The organism is Chryseobacterium sp. VAUSW3 (assembly GCF_002205795.1).
GTDB lineage: Bacteria > Bacteroidota > Bacteroidia > Flavobacteriales > Weeksellaceae > Kaistella > Kaistella yananensis.
The window spans coordinates 748261-764229 of the sequence record NZ_NIUY01000001.1 but is presented as its reverse complement, the minus strand read 5'-3'; the positions used below and the strand labels follow the sequence as shown (position 1 = coordinate 764229).

Below are 15969 nucleotides of genomic sequence, written 5' to 3'. Positions count from 1 at the left end.
TTAATAATGAGTGGCCACTTGATTTACTAAGAATGCTGCCTGTTCGGGTCTTCCTTTGGCGTCTTTTGGTTGGTCTTTATACATTCCTGTTCTTACGATGACCATGCTTTTTTCCGGAACGATGATGATGTATTGCCCGTAAAGTCCCCAGAAATAATAATGATTTATGGTGGTGTCGTTATTAATCCAAAGTCCCATTCCGTAAGCATTTTTCGAGAGTTTTGTCGGTCTTTTCATCTCATTTAAAAATTGCGAACTGATGATCTGGTGATTGCCTGTTTTTCCATCGTTCAGGAACAGCTGTCCGAGTTTTGCAAAATCCCGCGAAGTGGAGTGAATGCAGCAAAAAGTTTTTTCCATCCCGAATTCATCGGTGCTCCAATCTGCGTTTTCTTCCATTCCCAAAGGCTTCCAAAGTTTTTCAGAGGCGTACTGGGCGAGAGGTTGGTTCAGGGATTTTCTCAGAGCAAAACCGAGAAGCTGCGTTGCGCCGCTTTGGTATTCGAATTCCGTTCCCGGCTGTTTTTTAAAGCCCCGCAACAGCACAGCTTCTTCCAGAGATTTTCCGTAATAGGCTTTTGCGTTCTGGAGGAAAGGATTGCTAAAATTTTCAGTCCAGTTCAGCCCCGCCTCCATTTTTGCAATATCACCGACCGTTAAATCTTTCCCGAATTCTACATTTTTATAGTTTTCATAAAAATCTGAATAACGCTGGTGTAAACTGCTGATTTTTTTTTCTTCAAGGGCTTTGCCAAGCAGCAAAACCGTTACGGCTTTCGCCATGGAAAAAGAATTGGTTTTGGAATTTGCGGAGTAGCCATCCCAATATTCTTCGTGAAGAAGTTTTCCGTCTTTAATGATTAAAAAAGATGTGGTTTCAGTATTTTTAAGATCTTCCACTAAAGCTTTAGATAAAGGCTTTTTATTGTAAAGTGAATCTTTTTCCCAGAACGACGTATTTCCCTTTGCGATGGTATGTGACGGAAAATATTTCCCGTCGTGAATTGTAGCACCCGATTCTCCGCGAAGATAAGTCTGGCGGATTGCGTTGAAAAGATAGTCGTAGCCAAATGAATAGGTAAGTGCGATCAGCAAAGCGAAAAACACCAGGATTCCTTTTATAATTTTCAAAAACATTATTTAAACTTTAATTACAAATTTAAGATTAAATAACAAAAAAGTTCCGGAGCACATCCGGAACTTCAATTTAATATGTTTTTTAAACTTAAATCTTAGAAAGTAAATTTCTGAAATTCGTTTTCTCGTCGATAATTCTGCGTAAATCTGCCACCGGAACACGTTCTTGTTTCATCGTGTCGCGGTCTCTTAAAGTGACCGTATTAACCACCAAAGAATCATGATCTACGGTAATACAGAACGGCGTACCGATCGCATCCTGCCGTCTGTAACGTTTTCCGATACTGTCTTTGTCTTCATAAATAACGTTGAAATCGTATTTCAGATCGTTGAAGATTTTCTCACCATATTCGCCGAGCCCGTCTTTTTTCATTAAAGGCAAAATCGCAGCTTTTACCGGAGCCAAAGCTGGCGGAAGCGAAAGCACTGTTCTTTCCGAACCGTCTTCCAGAACTTCCTCTTTCAGTGAATTGGAGAAAATCGCTAAAAATAATCGGTCTAAACCAACCGAAGTTTCTACCACATAAGGAATGTAATTCTCGTTTCTTTCCGAATCGAAATACTGCAGTTTTCTGCCTGAGAATTTTTCGTGGGCTTTTAAATCGAAATCGGTTCTGGAGTGAATCCCTTCCAGCTCTTTAAATCCAAACGGGAATTTAAATTCAATATCTGCAGCTGCATTCGCATAGTGAGCTAGTTTTTCGTGATCGTGGAATTTATAATTTTCGGCACCTAAACCTAAAGCCAAATGCCAGTTCAGCCGTTTCTGTTTCCATTCTTCGTAGAAACCAAGTTCGGTACCCGGTGGAACGAAAAACTGCATTTCCATCTGTTCGAATTCACGCATTCTGAAAATAAACTGTCTGGCAACAATCTCGTTTCTGAAGGCTTTCCCGATCTGGGCAATTCCGAAAGGTAATTTATGACGCGAAGTTTTCTGAACATTTAAGAAGTTCACAAAAATCCCCTGTGCAGTTTCAGGTCTCAGGTATAAATCGGTTGCTGAATCTGCGGAAGCACCCAGTTTTGTCCCAAACATCAGATTGAACTGACGAACATCGGTCCAATTTTTTGAACCGGTGTCAGGATCGGCAATTTCGAGTTCCTCGATCAAAGCTTTTACATCGGCAAGATCATTACTATCAAGAGATTTTGCCATTCTGGAAAGAATGGTTTTCTGTTTTTCGCGATATTCTAAAACTCTTGGATTGGTCGTTTCAAATTCATCTTTATCGAAAGCGTCACCGAATCTTTTGGCTGCTTTGTCGATTTCTTTCTGTGCTTTTTCTTCCAGTTTCGCACAGTAGTCTTCCAGCAAAACATCGGCTCTGAAACGTTTTTTCGAGTCTTTATTGTCGATCAAAGGATCATTGAAGGCGTCAACGTGCCCGGAAGCTTTCCAGATTGTGGGATGCATGAAAATTGCAGAATCAATTCCCACAATATTTTCATTCATCTGCACCATTGCTTTCCACCAATATTGTTTGATGTTGTTTTTCAGTTCCGCACCGTTCTGTCCGTAATCGTAAATCGCTGAAAGTCCGTCGTAGATCTCACTCGAAGGAAAAATAAAACCATATTCTTTCGCATGTGAAATCAGTTTTTTGAAAACATCTTCCTGTTTAGCCATCGTTTTTAAGTATTTGTGCAAAAATAGGGAATTTTATTCTAATTTTCAGGAGCCGGGAACCTGCTTTGGCTTCGCCGAACCACTTCGTTAGGTTCCGCTCTATCTTTTGCTCTACTTCGTGTCGCAAAAGGATGCCGTTGCGATCAGAACTAGGTTCGTGCAGTTTTCTTTAAAAAGTTTAGTTATAAATCCTTAAATTTGCTAAACTTTTCTCCCATGTACAAAAGCATTATCCGCCCTATTCTTTTTAAATTCGATCCTGAAGAAGTACATTATTTCACATTTAATCTTCTTAAAAATTTCGGATTTCTCACCAAATTGTTTTTTTCGAAACCCATTGAAGACAAAAGATTAGAACGTGAAGTTTTCGGTCTCAAATTTAAAAATCCGGTTGGGTTGGCTGCAGGTTTTGATAAAGATGCGAAAATGTTCAGCGAACTGTCAGATCTTGGATTTGGTTTTATTGAAATCGGAACTTTAACCCCAAAACCGCAGGATGGAAATCCTAAAAAAAGATTGTTCCGCCTAAAAGAAGATTCTGCCATCATCAACCGCATGGGTTTCAATAATGGCGGATTAGACGCGGCGGTAGAAAGATTAAAGAAAAATAAAAACGTACTGATTGGCGGAAACATCGGTAAAAATAAGGTGACGCCGAACGAAGAAGCGGTGAACGATTATATCATCTGTTTCGAAAAACTTTTCCCTTACGTTGATTATTACGTGGTAAATGTGAGTTCGCCTAATACACCAAATCTCCGTGCTTTACAGGAAAAAGAACCTTTAACGAAACTTTTAAGTCAACTTCAGGAACTCAATTCCAAAAAAGAAAAACAAAAACCGATTCTACTGAAAATCGCTCCTGATCTTACAGACGAACAACTTTTGGATATCATCGACATTGTAAAAGACACGAAAATCGCAGGCGTTATTGCCACAAACACTACGCTTTCAAGAGAACATCTGATTTCAGAAAATCAAAAAGAAACCGGTGGGCTTTCGGGTAAACCTTTGACAAAACGTTCCACGGAAGTCATCCGTTTTCTTTCCGAAAATAGCGGAAAAGCTTTCCCCATAATCGGTGTTGGCGGAATTCATTCTGCGGAAGATGCGCTCGAAAAACTGGAAGCCGGGGCAAGTTTAATTCAACTCTACACCGGATTTATTTATGAAGGACCAGGATTGATTCATGATATCAACAAGAAACTCCTGCAAAAAGCTGTTTGAAAGCGGTTAAAACGCTCACCGATTATAAGAAAAAATTCGTAACGGTATAAATAATCAGCCCCACCAAACCACCGACTAAAGTGCCGTTCACGCGGATAAACTGCAGGTCTTTCCCCACTTCCACTTCCAGTTTTCTGCTCAGGTCACGGCCTTGCCAGTTTCCAACCGTTGAACTGATGAGATTGGCTGCCTGGTGCGTGTTTTTCAGAATGTATTTATATGCGGTGACGCGTACCCAGTGATCGATTTTATTCTGGAAATTTTCATCATCTTTTAAATTCTGAGAAAGTTCCGTCAGGTTTTTTTTGATATAATTTTTAAGGGCCGAATTTTCTTCTTCCAGTTCTTTTGACAGTGATTTTTTAATGGAATTCCAGATGTCTTTCGAGTATTGTTGTAGTTTTTCTTCGTTCATGAAATCATTTTTTATCGAGCGGAATTCATCTTCCCATTTTTCTTCAGAGTGAATTTCGTGTGAAAAAGTATAGAGTTTCTGCGTGATTTCTGTCCTTAAAGAATGGCTGTGATCGTTTTCAACCTCTTCGAAAAAAGTGGATAGTCCGTTGGTAATTTTTTCAGCGATGCTGTTGTCCACAAATTTTGGAATGAGGAAATAACTTTCTTTCTGAACGCGCTCTTGTACAATATCCCGATTGGCGATCACATAATCTTTAATCTGTTTGGCGAGGTTGGTGATGATTTTCTGGTGATCCTGCTTATTAAGAACGTATTCGATTCCGGTTCCTACGATTTGATTGATTTTCAGGTCATCCGACATTTCTCTGGCTTTATGTCCGATAAATTTCACCACCGCTGTATCGTCGAGTTTATGAAGGATATCCAGAACGATATTCGAAAGTTCCTTCACCAGATTTTCCTGGTTGCGCTGCTTCGAAAGCCATTCGCCGGCAAAGTGAGAAATTTTGAGCTTCTGAATATACGGCCGGATATTTTGGGGAGAAAGAAAGTTAGAAACCACGAAATTCCCAAGATTATCCCCAATACGTTCCTTGCTGTTTTCAATTAAATTCGTGTGAGGAATTTTAAGGCCTAAAGGATAATTAAAAAGTGCGGTAACGGCGAACCAGTCGGCCAAAGCCCCAACCATTGCTGCTTCGGAAAAAGCGCGGATGTAGCCGATCCAGTGAGCCGGATTTTTCTTTTCGAGAATCGTCATCACCACAAAAATTACCGCCATCAAAACAAAAAGTCCGGTGGCAAATGTCTTGTATTTTCGGAGCTGTATTTTTTTTTCTTCGTCGTTCATTGTTTCAAATTTACTAATTTTGAAGTCTAAATTCGTTTTGAATACTAAATAATTTAAAAATGAGTTTTTAAAAAATGAAAATTATAATTTCGATGCTGATGCTCATTTCCCTGCAAATGTGTTCTCAGGTAAAACAACCTCAAAATAAAGAAGTAATGGAAAATTCTGCTACAAAAAACAATCCATATTATTCCCGTACCGACCGTACGAAACTGAATGTTCCCAATTCTGAATGGAGAAAAATCCTTTCGCCGGATTTGTACGCTATCGCCCGCGAAGCCGATACTGAAAGACCCTTCACCGGAAAATATAACGAATTTGATGAGTTGGGCGACTATTACTGCGCGGTTTGTGGTAACCATCTCTTCCGTTCAGATGCTAAATTTTCTTCTACCTGTGGGTGGCCAAGCTTTTTTGAAGCCGATAAAGAAGGTACCGCTTACAAACGGGACTCCTCTCATGGGATGGAAAGAATAGAAGTGGTTTGCAAACGCTGCGATTCGCATTTGGGCCATGTTTTTAATGACGGGCCGCCGCCAACCGGAACGAGATATTGTATGAATTCTGTAAGTTTAGAATTTGTAGGAGATTCAGAGAAAAAATAAAAAAATTGCGGAATTTATGATTCCGCAATTTCTATTTTAATAATTAAATTTTTAAGTCAAAGGCGTGCCTACCTGCAGGTCGCAACGGTGGTGCGGCTCGCCATGTGGTGGATTCAGCGCTGGTTTCGGTCCTAATGATGAAGTTGAAGACACCGATGGTGCCGGTGCCGCTGAAGGTGCAATAGGATTGGTATTGAAATTATTACTTACCGGCGCCTGTTGAGGAATAACCTGTGGGGCGGGAGCCTGAACCGGAGCTGGGCTGTCAAGTGGTGCACCTACCTGAATATCGCATCGGTGATATGGTTCGCCATGAGCGGGATTCAACGCTGGTCTGTTGGGATCTGCTGTAGTAGTTGCTGTTGCTGTACTCTGGGGATTTTCGCCAGTAGCTGCAGCACTGGTTGCTGTTTCTGAACCATCTTTTGCTTGAGATTCCGTTGTTTTGGTATTTTTGCACGAAACCGTAAAAGCTGCGGCTGCAAAAAGTACGATTGATATTTTTTTCATAAGGATTAATTTAAGTTTTTAACTAAAACGAAACATCCAGACCAAGATACACATTTGCGGGCATAATTGGCGCATACACCATTCCGCCGTCGAAATAATTGCCGAAAGGATTCTTAGCATCAATAATCGGCTGATCCTGGGTGTAACCGGTTAGGTTTTCTCCACCCAAATATACACGAATATTTTTATTGAAGTTTCTCGAAACCTGTGCATTCAAAGTGGCGAACGAGGCGGAATATTCAGGAAGTCTGAATTCTGCAGGGTTTGCATTTAAATTGGGGAGTTTTTGTTTGCCGACAAGCTGTAGGGTCGTATCAAAACTCCAGAAGCTGCCTTTATCATTTTTATCAGTAGCATACGAGGCATTAAAGAATCCTCTGTTTTTCGCCATAAACGGTATCTCTCTTTTTCCGCCTAAAAAATCTGCCTGAACATCATAATATTTGTAAGCCAAACGCAGTTCAAGATTTTTTGCCGGTACGAAATCAAGTTGTGTCTGGAAACTGTTGGCGTAAGAATTTCCATCAAGATTATAGAATACAATTTTGTTCGGAGAAGTATCCAGATCCGCCAGAACCTGATCTTGGAAATCGGTTCGGAAAAAATCAGCCACCAAGGTCGCTTTTCTGTTGAACAATTTAAATTCCTGCTGAAGGCTTGCCCCATAATTCCAGGCAATCTCTGGCTTCAAGTCATAAATGTTTCCGCCGTTTCCTAATATTTCAATCTGGCGGTTTGAAGCGAAATACTGCTGATTTTCAGCAAAAATATTGGCCGTTCTGAAGCCTTTTCCGGCAGAAAGTCTCAAGATTGTCTTCGGAGAAATGTCGTATTTAAAGTTAAGTCTTGGCGTAAACTGGGTTCCGGCCAGGTTGTGAAAATCGGTTCTGGCGCCTGCAACCAAGGTGTATTTAAGACCGGTCAGCGTATATTCGAAGAAGAGTCCGGGAACGGTTTCAGTTCTTTTAAAATTCTGCGTCAGATAATTTTCATCGAAATCATCATACAGAAAACTCGCTCCGGTTTTGTATTTATGATTGGTATTCCCGAAAATACTTTCGAAAATTAAGTTTGAATAAAAGGTTTTCTGGTTACCGAGATAATTTCTTTGGCCGAAAAAACTGTCCTGCTGATGATACGTAAACTGGTTCATCCAGCCGATACTTTGGTAAGGTTTACCCTTAAAGACATAGCCGGTTTTATTCCAAATGTCGAATTTAGAAATATCAATTCCTACTCCATAAAAGCTTTGCTGTGAACGGTCTGTATTTTTATCGAAATCTGTCTGACCGCCGAATCTTTCATCTTTAACGAAACTTATTCCGAAATGTGAACCCAAACCAGAATTTTCCAGATCATTGTAATCCAATAAATACGCGGCATTGATCTGGTTCCCTGTTGGTTGATCCAGGAAACCATCATCGTTGGTATCCATTTTGGCTAATGTAGCGTTCCCATGAAGCAGCACCGACTGGTTCCAGTGGTCCTTAATTTGGGTAGTTGAGGTAATATTGGATTCAAATCTCCCATTGATGTCTCCGAAAAAATTGATGGCAGTTTCGGGTTCTTCCTGCATTTTTAAAAGCTCGGTATTAATCTGTCCGGTGATGCTTTCATATCCGTTAGTCACAGTGCTGCCGCCTTTCGTAAGCTGAATTCCGCCAATCCATCTGCCGGGAATTAAATTCATTCCGTAAGGAGACGCCAAACCGCGGATGGAAGGCAAAAGTTCTTTTGTTAATGAAGTATATTTTTGGTCCAGTCCCAACATTTTCAGTTGTTTAGTTCCGGTAACGGCGTTGCTGAATGCGACATCAACAGTTGCGTTGGTTTCGAAACTTTCGGAAAGATTACAGCAAGCGGCTTTCAATAATTCTTTAGAACTGATATTGAAGGTAAGGCCGGTTTCCTTTTTGCTGAGCGCTGTAGCTTCGCCCATTTTTATGAGTTTCACCTCTTCAATGCTTTTGTCAACATGATCTGCATGTTGGGTGAAATCTTTTTTTGGAGCTGGGCTTTCTTCCATGTGAACCAAATCACTCTTTACGCCCAAAGGCAATGTGCGGTCGTAAAGACAACAGTCGGGAAGGTTTTTATAAACGGAATCGCTCGCGGTATATTTTTCATTATCATGACCCACATCGGCAATCATTTTCAAAATTGCATCAGCTGAAGTTTTTGCGGGATTAAAATCCAGCGTTACGGTTTGGGTTTCAGGATTCCAATCTGCCGCATCGGCGCCGGCAGTTTTTGCAGCTTTTTCGATTCTTGTTTTACACGAAACACAATTTCCTCTCACGAAAAACTGATTGTCCGATTTTACTGGTTTTGTACTTTCTGCAGTCGTTACAGTTAAAAAAGAAGGCTCTCTTTCGTAATGACAGCAGCCCGGAAGATTTTCGTAAACGCTGTCCGGCGCTTTGAATTTTTCGTTATCGTGACCGGCTTCGGCGATTTTTTTAAGTAATTCTTCGGGATTTACTCTCGCTGCATCATATTCTACAGTAAGTTGTTGGGATTCTGCGCTCCAGTTGGCAGATGTTGCACCTGTTTTTTTTGCGGTGGTTTCTATTCGGTCCTTACACATGCCGCATTCGCCCTTTACCTTAAAGGTGGCTTTGGTAATTGTTTGTGCAAAAAGGAAATTATTGAATAAGAGTGAAAAAATCAGAAGACTTTTCAGTAAAATTTTCATTTTATTTGAATTTGTTAATTTAAAATAAGTGTTGCCAAAAGAACATTCTTCTGGCTGACGGTCAATAAATTAACAAAGTTTTGGCGGTTGCCAAATGTTTTGAATACTTGAGGAAAAAAAAGAAATTTCGTAATTATAACTGATCTTTTTAATGAACAGTTGCTTCTGCGAGGTGTATGATTCGGGAGAAATATAGTTCAGCGCAATATTTACCGAGCATGAGTGGCAATTGGCACAGTCATTTCCGCAACCATTTTTCTCAGAACCTTTTTTCGGATTGCTTTCGTGGCAGGGTTTGGTTTTTTCTGTGTTGCAGCATTCGTCTTTTTTAGATTTCTGCTCACAACAATTTTCAACCTTCTGCGCAAACACGGTTTGTTTGGGTAGAATAAAAATTCCTAACCCTAGAATAATTAAAAATATTTTTAATGATTTCGCCATGCGTCTGCAAAATTAATAAAATAAATCCGAATGCAGCCAAATCAGTTAAAGTTTCATAAAAAACAGTTAAAAAAAATTGATTCAACCACTTGATATTTAATTATTTGTAGTTTTGCGGTCTTAAAATCAATTTAACATAATGTTTTATGAAGAAAGTTCTTTTAACACTGTTTTTGGTATTTATTGTCGCAACCTCTTTCTATAAAAGGGATGTAGCGACAGTTTCAGACACCAAAACTTCACTTAAAGCTCACGCCAAAATTTTATCAGCCGGAAATATGGCCAATTCAATAAAAATAACGGGCGAAGAAATTTTTTCCTCCCTCAGTTTTGAAGGAATAAACGCCTTAAATCCTGATGTTTTTTCAAAAGCTTATTTAGGATTCAATAATCTGAAAAAAGCCGGCAAACTTCCAGAAGATTCCCATTTGCTTACGGTCTGCGATTTTTCGCTTTCCTCTACCCAGAAAAGACTTTGGGTTATTGATCTTGAAGAGAAAAAAGTACTTTTTAATTCGCTGGTTGCTCACGGAAAAAATACGGGAGAAGAATTTGCAGCGAAGTTTTCCAATACCGAAAGTTCTTACCAGAGCAGCCTTGGATTTTATATTACCGAAAATACATATAATGGCAGCAACGGTTATTCACTGAAACTTCTGGGGCAGGATCCGGGCTATAATGACGCCGCTTTGCAACGAGCCATCGTGATGCACGGTGCCGATTATGTAAGTGAAAATTTCATTAAAAGCCAGAACAGAATTGGCAGAAGCTGGGGTTGTCCGGCGGTGCCAAGAGCGCTGGCAGAACCGATCATCAATACGATAAAAGGCCAGAACTGCCTCTTTATTTATTATCCCGATGAAAGGTATCTTTCAAAAACGGAATGGCTGAAAAATCCCGAAAACATTTAGTTTTTTCAATAGTTGATATGAAAATCCCGGTTCGATGTGAACCGGGATTTTCTTTTATTTTAATTCGATCGGGTTGTTGTTTTTCTTCAGCTCTTCAGCCATTCTTGTTTCCATCTGCCTGCGCTGGTTTGGGTCGGGAGTTCTCATTGAACCTCTGCTCTGGGGAGCAGTGATTCCGGATCCTCCTCTTGCCGAACCCATTGATGCCTGCATGAAAGATGCCGGATCTTTGCGGAAAAGAGTTTCCTGTTTTACAAAGTCTTTTCTTTTTACTTTAACAGGATTTCCCGATTGGCTAAAAGCCTGAATTGCTGCGATTTTTTTAGTCTCTTTCAGGTCGAAAGAATAGTCGCCTTTGGAATCCTCAACTTTTACGATAAGCCCTGGAAGTCCGGAAAATTTATACGGCCCATCCTGAAAAGGAATATCGGTGGTAAACCATGCGAACCATGATCTTCCGGCAAACTGAGTTTCAGCTTTCTGGGTTTTGTAATCTCCAATTTTTGCAGTTTCCGGTAGAATTTTCCATTCCATTGGCCGGTCTTCTTCATAAGCATACTGGTCTCTGGCAATTCGGGACGTAAAAGTTTTGGTGTTTGTTTTAAAATCTTTATTCACTGTAAAGTCGATGTTCGAACGGAGATTCTGCATTTGGCTCCGGTCGAAATTGAAACTTCCTGTTTGTCTCACTTTTGTAAATAGAGAATCGCGCTGAAGCCTTTTTTCTCCGTAGAATATCGATTTTTCGGGCGTAGCGTCAAGATAGGCGAGTTCAGTTTTGATATCGTTTCTGTTGGTAGAGTCGGGTTTCATTGTTACCTGATAGATGAAACGGTTCGCCTGCGCAAAACTCAATTGGGAACATAATCCCAGAATAATAAGACCGATTTTTTTCATTGAATAGCTGTTTGGTTTTTTGATCCGGATCGTTCCGGAAAGTTAAATTCTTTCTTCTATAAGTCGGATAGACAAATATACCGCCACAAATTTGATATTCATTATATTATTAGTAATTTTGCAATCTAAAATCAGTCTAAATAAAAACAATGATAAAAGTTAGCGATCATGCGAAAGAAAAAGCTATTCAGTTGATGACTGAAGACGGTTTTAAGCCTTTTGAAGATTATATAAGAGTCGGCGTTAAAAGCGGTGGCTGTTCGGGTCTTGAATATGTTTTGAAGTTCGATAACGAAAAAACTGATGCAGATCAGGTTTTCGAGGATAACGGGATTAAAATTATCATCGATAAGAAATCGATCCTGTATCTTGCAGGCACAACGCTGGAATATTCGGGAGGTTTGAATGGGAAAGGTTTTATTTTTAATAATCCCAATGCAAACAGAACTTGCGGATGCGGTGAATCTTTTAGTTTATAAAAAATTATGTCAAAATATACAGAAGACGACTTAAGGGTTGATCTTGAAAACCAAAAATACGAATTCGGCTTCGAAACAGATATTGAGTATGAAGATTTTCCTACCGGTCTGAACGAAGAAGTGGTAAGAATGATTTCGGCAAAGAAAAATGAGCCGGAATGGATGACGGAATGGAGGCTGGAATCTTACAGAATCTGGCTGAAAATGGAGGAGCCAAACTGGGCCAATGTACAATATGAAAAACCAGATTTTCAGGCAATAAAATATTACGCTGCGCCTAAGAAAAAACCGGAATTGGCAAGTTTAGATGAAGTAGATCCGGAACTTTTAAAAACATTCGAAAAATTAGGAATCAACATCGAAGAGCAGAAAAGACTTTCCGGTGTGGCGGTAGATATCGTGATGGATTCCGTGTCGGTGAAAACGACCTTTCAGGATACTTTGATGGAAAAAGGAATTATTTTCTGCCCGATTTCGGAAGCCATCCAGAATTATCCTGATCTTGTAAAGAAATACATCGGTAAAGTTGTTCCGCGAGGCGATAACTTCTATGCCGCGTTAAATTCTGCCGTATTTTCCGACGGAAGTTTCTGTTATATCCCTAAAGGTGTGAAGTGTCCGATGGAACTTTCTACCTACTTCAGAATCAACCAGTCTGGAAGCGGGCAATTCGAAAGAACTTTGGTGATTGCTGATGAAGGAAGTTATGTTTCTTATCTCGAAGGCTGCACCGCACCGGCAAGAGACGAAAACCAACTCCATGCGGCAGTTGTAGAACTTATTGCGATGGATGATGCGGAAATTAAATATTCTACCGTCCAAAACTGGTTCCCAGGTGATGCAGAAGGAAAAGGCGGTGTTTTCAATTTCGTAACGAAAAGAGGAATTTGCGAAAGAAATGCAAAAATTTCGTGGACGCAGGTAGAAACCGGTTCTGCCGTTACGTGGAAATATCCGAGCTGTATTCTGAAAGGCGACAATTCTATTGGCGAGTTTTATTCCATTGCCGTGACGAATAATCATCAGTATGCCGATACCGGAACCAAGATGATTCACATCGGTAAAAACACGTGTTCCACCATTATTTCGAAAGGTATTTCCGCAGGAAAATCCAATAACTCTTACCGGGGATTAGTAAAAGTGATGCCTTCAGCGAAAGGAGCAAGAAACTTTTCACAGTGCGATTCGCTTTTGATGGGTAACGAATGTGGTGCACATACTTTCCCATATATCGAAATCAAAGATCCCACGGCACAGTTAGAACACGAAGCTACCACTTCAAAGATCGGCGAAGACCAGATTTTCTACTGCAACCAGAGAGGAATAAATACCGAAAAAGCTATTGCATTGATTGTTAACGGTTTCGGGAAAGAGGTTTTAAACAAACTTCCTATGGAATTTGCAATCGAAGCTCAGAAATTGCTTGAAATTTCCCTGGAAGGATCAGTTGGATAAAAACAGTTTAAAGTAAGATTCAGAACCGATTGTTACATTTGAACAAAATACAAAACAGAAGTACATTATGCTAAATATCAATAACTTACACGCTAAAATAGAAGACGGCGTAGAAATTTTAAAAGGAATCAATTTACAGATCAACCCGGGCGAAGTTCACGCCATTATGGGACCAAACGGCGCCGGAAAATCTACCCTTTCATCGGTTATTTCCGGGAAAGAAGATTACGAAGTTACCGCCGGAGAAATTCTTTTTGAAGGTGAAAATATTATTGAAGATGCTCCTGAAGACCGCGCACACAAGGGTATTTTCATGTCATTTCAGTATCCTGTAGAAATTCCGGGAGTTTCTGTGACGAACTTTATTAAAGCTGCTCTTAATGAAACCAGAAAAGCAAAAGGTTTGGAAGATATGCCGGCAAAGGAAATGTTGGCAATGATTCGCGAGAACTCAGAAAAATTGGGAATCAAGAGAGATTTTCTTTCAAGATCTTTAAATGAAGGTTTTTCAGGAGGCGAAAAGAAAAGGAACGAAATTTTCCAGATGATGATGCTAAATCCGAAATTAGCTATTCTGGACGAGACCGATTCCGGTTTGGATATTGATGCGCTAAGAATTGTTGCCGATGGCGTAAATTCATTCAGAAATGAAGGTAATGCAGTTTTGGTGATTACTCACTACCAAAGACTTTTAGATTATATTCAGCCCGATTTTGTGCACGTTTTAGCTGATGGAAAAATCATTAAAACCGGTGATAAGAATCTGGCGCTTGAACTGGAAGAAAAAGGCTACGACTGGCTACTTAATTGATTAGAAATTTGAAGTCTGAAATTTGACATTATGGGGACAATCAGCAATTTTGAGGATTTAGATATTTGGCAAAAAGCCCGTGTCTTATGTCAAATGATTGACCGGCATTGTCTAAAAAACCCTAAGTTTTTTCAGCACGACAAGTTTCAGATCGACCGAGCCTCTGCATCAATAATGGATAATATTGCAGAAGGTTTTGAGCGGGAAGGCAATAAAGAATTTTCAAATTTCCTGTCGATGTCCAAAGGTTCAGCTGGTGAAGTCCGCTCTCAGCTTATTCGTGCATACGACCGGGCCTACCTGAACGAAGAAACCTTCAATCTCCTTAAAGATGAAACACAGGCAATTTCGAAAATGCTTTCAGGATTCATAAACTATCTCAAGAACTCCGATTTCAGGGGGAATAAATTTAACCGAAAAAATGAATAAGATTTGAGAAAGAGCAATCCGTAATTTCAAATTCCAAATCTCAAATCTCCAATTAATATGGCACTTTTAGAAAATATACAGAATAACCACGCCGCTTTTTTAGAAACCCTGAAACACCGTTTTCTGGATGACCAGAGGAAATCGGCTTTACATAAATTCTTTGAACTGGGCATCCCCACTAAAAAAGACGAGGAATACAAATACACCAACTTGCGCGAAATTTCCGAGAAAAACTATAACCTTTTCCCAAAAGAAGCGCACACCATTACCAAAGAGCAGATCGATCAGCTTCATTTAGGTGAAGAAAACTTCGACTGGATTGTCTTTATTAACGGGCAACTGCACAAAGAACTTTCAAAAATTTCCATTGAAAATGTGGAATTTCTTTCCTTTAATTTTGCTTTGAATGACGCAAAACACAAAGAAGTTTTCGAGAAATATTTCAATACAATTGCTTCCAAAGAGTTAGCTTTTCCTAATCTGAATCTGGCTTACTGCAAACAGGGATTTTTCCTGAAAGTTCCGAAAAATATGGTGATTGAAAAACCGATTCATGTCTTCTATATTTCTCAGAATCAGGACGAAAACACCGTTTATAATACCCGTAATTTACTGATTGCCGAAGAAGGCTCAAAGGTGGAGGTCATCGAAAGTCATCATAATTTTGACGACACTTTTGTTTTTACCAATTCGGTGACCGAAATTTTCGCGTACCAGAACGCAAAAGCAGACTGGCATAAAGTGCAGAACGACAGCGATACTTCGTATCTGATTGATCACACTTTTGCAAAGCAGGAACGCGACAGTTTAACCACGGTGAACACTTTCACTTTTGGTGGAAAACTCGTAAGAAACAACCTCGATTTCATTCATAACGGCGAGAACATCAACTCTTTCATGAACGGAATTACGATTATCGGAGGCGAGCAGACGGTAGATCATCACACCGCCGTTCACCACAAAAAACCGAACTGCGAGAGTTACCAGAATTACAAAGGAATTTACAAAGATAAATCTCATGGTGTTTTCAACGGGAAGGTGTTTGTAGATAAAATTGCACAGAAAACCAATGCCTATCAGCAGAACAACAATATTTTGCTCAACGAAGGTGCCATGATTGATACCAAACCGCAGCTTGAAATTTTTGCTGATGATGTGAAGTGTTCGCACGGCTGTACCGTTGGTCAGCTCAATGAAGATGCGCTTTTCTACCTGCGTGCCCGCGGAATTTCGAAAAAAGAAGCCCAGGCTTTACTGTTATATGCTTTTGCAAATGATGCGATGCAGAATATTGATATTGAGCCGCTTAAGGTGAAAATTTCGAAACTGCTCGCCGAGAAGCTAGAAGTGGATATCGAATTCTAAAAAATTAAAACGTGTTTCTGACACGTTTTTTTTATTATTTTTAGGGCGGACAATTCGCGCTCTCCGCTCATACTCCTCAGTCGGCGGCTCCACTTCGTTCCGCCGCATCC

15 protein-coding genes are annotated in these 15969 nt (G+C 40.0%); 8 read left to right on the top strand and 7 right to left on the bottom strand.

The window, feature by feature from the left end; all coding sequences use genetic code 11:
* Both CDW55_RS03435 and CDW55_RS03430 read right to left on the bottom strand, forming a co-directional pair.
* Nucleotides 1–1131 (bottom strand): serine hydrolase domain-containing protein, encoded by a 1131-nt coding sequence (locus CDW55_RS03435; RefSeq protein ID WP_410492765.1) that lies wholly within the window; start codon nucleotides 1129–1131, stop codon nucleotides 1–3.
* 94 nt (nucleotides 1132–1225) lie between these two features.
* Complete coding sequence (locus CDW55_RS03430; protein WP_088468311.1) at nucleotides 1226–2767, bottom strand: glycine--tRNA ligase; 1542 nt, start codon at nucleotides 2765–2767, stop codon at nucleotides 1226–1228.
* 216 nt (nucleotides 2768–2983) lie between these two features.
* On the opposite strand from CDW55_RS03430, the gene CDW55_RS03425 reads away from it, so the two are divergent.
* Nucleotides 2984–3994 carry a quinone-dependent dihydroorotate dehydrogenase gene (locus CDW55_RS03425; protein ID WP_088468310.1) on the top strand — a complete coding sequence of 337 codons (1011 nt, stop codon included), beginning with the start codon at nucleotides 2984–2986 and terminating at the stop codon, nucleotides 3992–3994.
* 22 nt (nucleotides 3995–4016) lie between these two features.
* Here the strand turns inward: CDW55_RS03425 and CDW55_RS03420 are convergent, their stop codons facing one another.
* A complete protein-coding gene (locus CDW55_RS03420) occupies nucleotides 4017–5261 on the bottom strand; it encodes a DUF445 domain-containing protein (RefSeq protein WP_088468309.1) in 1245 nt (414 codons plus the stop codon).
* A 74-nt stretch (nucleotides 5262–5335) separates the two neighbouring features.
* Between CDW55_RS03420 and msrB the strand changes: the two genes are divergently transcribed.
* Nucleotides 5336–5866: a peptide-methionine (R)-S-oxide reductase MsrB gene (msrB, locus tag CDW55_RS03415; RefSeq protein ID WP_088468308.1), complete on the top strand. Its 531-nt coding sequence runs from the start codon at nucleotides 5336–5338 to the stop codon at nucleotides 5864–5866.
* 51 nt (nucleotides 5867–5917) lie between these two features.
* Here the strand turns inward: msrB and CDW55_RS03410 are convergent, their stop codons facing one another.
* The 3 genes from CDW55_RS03410 to CDW55_RS03400 form a co-directional block, all read right to left on the bottom strand.
* Complete coding sequence (locus CDW55_RS03410) at nucleotides 5918–6376, bottom strand: hypothetical protein (RefSeq protein WP_088468307.1); 459 nt, start codon at nucleotides 6374–6376, stop codon at nucleotides 5918–5920.
* A 22-nt stretch (nucleotides 6377–6398) separates the two neighbouring features.
* Nucleotides 6399–9071: a TonB-dependent receptor domain-containing protein gene (locus CDW55_RS03405; RefSeq protein ID WP_088468306.1), complete on the bottom strand. Its 2673-nt coding sequence runs from the start codon at nucleotides 9069–9071 to the stop codon at nucleotides 6399–6401.
* Between the two features lie 69 nt (nucleotides 9072–9140).
* Entirely contained in the window at nucleotides 9141–9512 is a 372-nt protein-coding gene (locus tag CDW55_RS03400; RefSeq protein ID WP_088468305.1) for a hypothetical protein, read from the bottom strand.
* A 146-nt stretch (nucleotides 9513–9658) separates the two neighbouring features.
* On the opposite strand from CDW55_RS03400, the gene CDW55_RS03395 reads away from it, so the two are divergent.
* Nucleotides 9659–10423: a murein L,D-transpeptidase catalytic domain family protein gene (locus CDW55_RS03395; RefSeq protein ID WP_088468304.1), complete on the top strand. Its 765-nt coding sequence runs from the start codon at nucleotides 9659–9661 to the stop codon at nucleotides 10421–10423.
* Nucleotides 10424–10477: 54 nt separating this feature from the next.
* Here CDW55_RS03395 and CDW55_RS03390 read toward each other — a convergent pair whose 3' ends face one another.
* Entirely contained in the window at nucleotides 10478–11320 is an 843-nt protein-coding gene (locus tag CDW55_RS03390; protein WP_088468303.1) for a GLPGLI family protein, read from the bottom strand.
* A gap of 149 nt (nucleotides 11321–11469) precedes the next feature.
* Between CDW55_RS03390 and CDW55_RS03385 the strand changes: the two genes are divergently transcribed.
* The 5 genes from CDW55_RS03385 to sufD all read left to right on the top strand — a co-directional run bounded on the left by CDW55_RS03385 (nucleotide 11470) and on the right by sufD (nucleotide 15859).
* Nucleotides 11470–11799 carry a HesB/IscA family protein gene (locus CDW55_RS03385; protein ID WP_088359029.1) on the top strand — a complete coding sequence of 110 codons (330 nt, stop codon included), beginning with the start codon at nucleotides 11470–11472 and terminating at the stop codon, nucleotides 11797–11799.
* A gap of 6 nt (nucleotides 11800–11805) precedes the next feature.
* Nucleotides 11806–13254 (top strand): Fe-S cluster assembly protein SufB, encoded by a 1449-nt coding sequence (gene sufB, locus CDW55_RS03380; protein WP_088468302.1) that lies wholly within the window; start codon nucleotides 11806–11808, stop codon nucleotides 13252–13254.
* A gap of 67 nt (nucleotides 13255–13321) precedes the next feature.
* Entirely contained in the window at nucleotides 13322–14065 is a 744-nt protein-coding gene (gene sufC, locus CDW55_RS03375) for a Fe-S cluster assembly ATPase SufC (RefSeq protein WP_088468301.1), read from the top strand.
* Nucleotides 14066–14095: 30 nt separating this feature from the next.
* Entirely contained in the window at nucleotides 14096–14494 is a 399-nt protein-coding gene (locus tag CDW55_RS03370; RefSeq protein ID WP_088468300.1) for a four helix bundle protein, read from the top strand.
* Nucleotides 14495–14551: 57 nt separating this feature from the next.
* Nucleotides 14552–15859, top strand: a complete 1308-nt coding sequence (gene sufD, locus CDW55_RS03365; RefSeq protein ID WP_088468299.1) for a Fe-S cluster assembly protein SufD — start codon at nucleotides 14552–14554, stop codon at nucleotides 15857–15859.
* Nucleotides 15860–15969 lie beyond the last annotated feature (110 nt).

Coding starts and splice junctions, on each gene's coding strand:
- CDW55_RS03430 (WP_088468311.1), bottom strand. CDS start 2,767: ATGGCTAAACAGGAAGATGTTTTCAAAAAACTGATTTCACATGCGAAA.
- CDW55_RS03425 (WP_088468310.1), top strand. CDS start 2,984: ATGTACAAAAGCATTATCCGCCCTATTCTTTTTAAATTCGATCCTGAA.
- CDW55_RS03420 (WP_088468309.1), bottom strand. CDS start 5,261: ATGAACGACGAAGAAAAAAAAATACAGCTCCGAAAATACAAGACATTT.
- msrB (WP_088468308.1), top strand. CDS start 5,336: ATGAAAATTATAATTTCGATGCTGATGCTCATTTCCCTGCAAATGTGT.
- CDW55_RS03410 (WP_088468307.1), bottom strand. CDS start 6,376: ATGAAAAAAATATCAATCGTACTTTTTGCAGCCGCAGCTTTTACGGTT.
- CDW55_RS03405 (WP_088468306.1), bottom strand. CDS start 9,071: ATGAAAATTTTACTGAAAAGTCTTCTGATTTTTTCACTCTTATTCAAT.
- CDW55_RS03400 (WP_088468305.1), bottom strand. CDS start 9,512: ATGGCGAAATCATTAAAAATATTTTTAATTATTCTAGGGTTAGGAATT.
- CDW55_RS03395 (WP_088468304.1), top strand. CDS start 9,659: ATGAAGAAAGTTCTTTTAACACTGTTTTTGGTATTTATTGTCGCAACC.
- CDW55_RS03390 (WP_088468303.1), bottom strand. CDS start 11,320: ATGAAAAAAATCGGTCTTATTATTCTGGGATTATGTTCCCAATTGAGT.
- CDW55_RS03385 (WP_088359029.1), top strand. CDS start 11,470: ATGATAAAAGTTAGCGATCATGCGAAAGAAAAAGCTATTCAGTTGATG.
- sufB (WP_088468302.1), top strand. CDS start 11,806: ATGTCAAAATATACAGAAGACGACTTAAGGGTTGATCTTGAAAACCAA.
- sufC (WP_088468301.1), top strand. CDS start 13,322: ATGCTAAATATCAATAACTTACACGCTAAAATAGAAGACGGCGTAGAA.
- CDW55_RS03370 (WP_088468300.1), top strand. CDS start 14,096: ATGGGGACAATCAGCAATTTTGAGGATTTAGATATTTGGCAAAAAGCC.
- sufD (WP_088468299.1), top strand. CDS start 14,552: ATGGCACTTTTAGAAAATATACAGAATAACCACGCCGCTTTTTTAGAA.